This window comes from Streptomyces sp. NPDC050211, from assembly GCF_040656035.1.
Lineage (GTDB): Bacteria > Actinomycetota > Actinomycetes > Streptomycetales > Streptomycetaceae > Streptomyces.
Genome location: NZ_JBFALC010000174.1, coordinates 1 through 1872, shown reverse-complemented (window position 1 = coordinate 1872; position 1872 = coordinate 1). Strand labels below are relative to the sequence as shown.

The 1872-nt window shown below is 66.7% G+C and carries 2 protein-coding genes and 1 pseudogene; all 3 read right to left on the bottom strand.

The genetic code is table 11. The features are described from left to right. Positions 1 to 16: 16 nt before the first annotated feature. A pseudogene (locus AB0I98_RS49800) lies at positions 17 to 234 on the bottom strand (IS5/IS1182 family transposase); the annotation flags it as partial. 111 nt (positions 235 to 345) lie between these two features. Further along, positions 346 to 807, bottom strand: coding sequence for a hypothetical protein (locus AB0I98_RS49795; RefSeq protein ID WP_362953156.1), 462 nt, complete (start codon positions 805 to 807; stop codon positions 346 to 348). A gap of 178 nt (positions 808 to 985) precedes the next feature. Then, positions 986 to 1750, bottom strand: coding sequence for a transposase family protein (locus AB0I98_RS49790; RefSeq protein WP_362953154.1), 765 nt, complete (start codon positions 1748 to 1750; stop codon positions 986 to 988). Positions 1751 to 1872: the final 122 nt, after the last annotated feature.

Below are 1872 nucleotides of genomic sequence, written 5' to 3'. Positions count from 1 at the left end.
TGAGCCATTTTCAACTTCAGTTTGAGCTGGGCAGGCGCAGGGTGAGGACAGCTTTGACGAGGTCGGTGATGCCGGTGGTGCTGCATCGCAGCTTGCGTAGCAGCCGCCAGTTCTTGAGCGTGGCGACGGCCTGTTCGCCCAGCGCCCGTATCCACGCGTGAGAGCAGTTGTGGGTCTGCTGGCCGGCACAGAGCGTCTCCACCGTCTGCGGTAGGGGACGCGGACGGTGCCGCCGGTCCACGCGGACGCGCTCGTGCGCGTCCGCAGGGCTGGCGCTCCCGGCCGAGCCCGGTCCACCTGACACGCTGGCGGACCCGGACGGACGCGGGCAGGCAGGGATTGGTGTCAGGGGAGCATGGGAATGTCGTGGAAGCTGACGTTCTGCTCGCCTCGCGCGTCGGTGCAGCCCCTGGTACCGGAGCTGTCCTGCCAGCAGGCGGCGGCCCAGCGTATGCCCGTGATCTCCCAGCCGTCGATTCCCGCGTCCGGGTCCTGATCGTCGTTGTTCGGGTAGGGGTGCCACCGCTCGGACCACGCTTGCGCGCCGTCATCACACACCCAGACCCGGCCGGGGTCGATGTGGTGGTGGTCAAAGAGCCCCTGGTCGACCTGGAAGTCCGCGATGGCCACGGCACAGCGGCCGTCGGCGAGGGTGTCGTGCAGGTAGAACTGGAGGTAGTGGCCCTCGCTGTCCACTCCGTAATGAACGATTGCGTAGGCACCGGAATCCTGGAAGTCGATCGTCCTCTGGTCCAGGATCTCGGCCTGAGCGGGCGGCGCCGCAAGAAGAACGGCCGTCGTCGCCAAGGCCGTTGGTACGCCGAGCCAGCGCAGCGGGGTATGGCGCGCTAATCGTCGGATCAAGCCTGAACGGGTGGTTCTCACGCTGTCCTCCCGGAGAGAGCTTGGATGAGGCGAGTGATGCGAGCAGAATCCTGACGGTAGGAGCATGATCTGAGCACGTCAAGAACTAAGTTTTCCAACCTCAGGCTGTGGGCCTCAGCTGAAGGGTGAGGACGGCTTTGACGAGGTCGGTGATGCGGGTGGTGCTGCATCGCAGCTTGCGTAGCAGCCGCCAGTTTTTGAGCGTGGCGACGGCCTGTTCGCCCAACGCCCGTATCCGCGCGTGAGAGCGGTTGTGGGCCTGCTGGCCGGCTGACAGCGTCTCCCACCGTCCCCAGTAGGGCACGCGCACGGTCCCGCCGGCTCCGCGATAGGCCTTGTCGGCCCAGCAGGGGATGGTCGCGCTGGTCAGCGCGTCGATGATGCCGTGGGCGCGTGCCGCACGGATGTCGTGGACGGCTCCGGGCAGGGCGGGCGAGGCCCACAGCAGGCGCCCGAACGGGTCGGCCAGGACCTGGATGTTCATACCGTGCCGGTGGTGCTTACCCGAGTAGTACGGCCGGTCGGCGGCGATCCGGTCGATGGGCAGCAGCGTCCCGTCCAGGATGACGAACGCCTTGCCGGTTGCTGAGGCGACCACCGTGGTGAGATCCGGCGCGAGGGCCGAGAGGATCTCTACGGCCTCGGTGACGTAGCGGTATGCCGTGGTGGTGCCGACCCCGAAACCGGCTGCGAGCTGTGCGTAGGTGTGGCCGCACCGGAGATGGGCCAGCACCAGCAGAGCCTGCCGGCCGGCTGACAGACGCCGCCATCGCGTCCCGCGCTCCAAGCGTCGAGCTGCCAGCAGACCGGATAGGTGACACAGGGCCGAGCTGGACAGATCAATTCCCGATGGATAGATAAGCACGTGAAGCTCCGGGTGGACAGGTTGCTCTTGGTCGACAACCCATCTACCAGGAGCTTCGCCTCTTCCCGCACCCGGCCCCTACGCCAACATCCCATGGCACCAGCCAGGTTGGAAACAGCTCA